At 43.2% G+C, this 1,062-nt stretch carries 2 protein-coding genes and 1 pseudogene; all 3 read right to left on the reverse strand.

Going from position 1 to position 1,062, the window contains the following annotated elements:
• Positions 1-25 precede the first annotated feature (25 nt).
• Positions 26-196: pseudogene (locus ACWGB8_RS38635) on the reverse strand (fibronectin type III domain-containing protein); the annotation flags it as partial.
• Between the two features lie 85 nt (positions 197-281).
• Positions 282-731 (reverse strand): phage tail tube protein, encoded by a 450-nt coding sequence (locus tag ACWGB8_RS38640; protein ID WP_376912402.1) that lies wholly within the window; start codon positions 729-731, stop codon positions 282-284.
• Positions 732-743: 12 nt separating this feature from the next.
• On the reverse strand, positions 744-1,052 hold the full coding sequence (locus ACWGB8_RS38645; RefSeq protein ID WP_452218317.1) for a phage tail terminator protein: 309 nt from the start codon (positions 1,050-1,052) through the stop codon (positions 744-746).
• Positions 1,053-1,062 lie beyond the last annotated feature (10 nt).

A 1,062-nucleotide genomic window follows, 5' to 3' on the forward strand; every position in this document is an offset into this window, starting at 1 on the left:
GCTCTATGTCTTGTATGTTGACTTATTAAGCTGGTGTTGGCTGTGTTTTCGTGACGATCTGAGACATTGGAGACTCGCCGCCCTCGTTCACTGCGGTTACATTTACAGTTAACTGCGTATCTGCCGCAATTCCCGTCAGTGTGTGTGATGTAGTCGTGACATTTGCGTCTAACTTCTTCTCTGCGCCTCTATAAACGTTGTATGAGTCCGCCCCTTATACGGCATCCCATTCCACTGTTACACTATCTGAAGTAGCTGTGTACCGTAGATTTTGGGGCGCATTAGGGCGTGGCTGTTGTTTCTGTCGGCTCGCCATTGAGGTGAATTTCAATACTGATTTCACCTTTAGCTCCTGCATCCCCGCCAGGTCCTTCAATAGTCGCAATGGTACAAGGGCATTCAATAATATTTCCGTTCGGCTCTTCCCATTTGAAATTAGTTTCTCGATCAGGGCCAACTTTATATTTTTTGCTGAAAACATACTCTTGCGCTTCATCACCATAATATCTATGACCTTCGAATGCGATTGTTTGTTGGCCGCCTGTTACTGTTGTTTGTTTCATGGTTCCGGTGTTTAAGTATTGCGTTTGGTCGTTTTCTTCGTTCAAACTTGGATCAAAGCTGCTTAATCCTTTCGCAAGTCTTGACCATGTGCGCTCCGTTCCATCTGGTGTAATGTCGATAAAGAATTTATGTGATGAGTTAATTAAGAGACCTTCTTTTTGAGGCATTCAACCCACTCCTTATAGGTATAGTTCCGCTTGAAACATTGCGGTATATATGTGGCCCTCTGGTGTTTGTTCAACCCAGTTAGGCGTTGTGTAAACTTCGCATTTAACAAAAGTAAAAGAGCCGCCACCACTTGTGACCGCTCCGTTAGTTAACGTATCTAATTTGTCTGATATTTGCTGACAAGTTGTGTATGATTTATATTGATCAAGATGTCTGACCAATATCTGAAAGGCAAAAATGTAATTTCGGGACATATCCAGGTTTTTTGTAGGTTTAACGCTTGGGATCGCCAAAATTGAAATGTCGTTCCCGCTTGTCAAAGGGCCTACG

This window comes from Kitasatospora sp. NPDC054939 (assembly GCF_053610105.1).

Coding starts and splice junctions, on each gene's coding strand:
- ACWGB8_RS38640 (WP_376912402.1), bottom strand. CDS start 731: ATGCCTCAAAAAGAAGGTCTCTTAATTAACTCATCACATAAATTCTTT.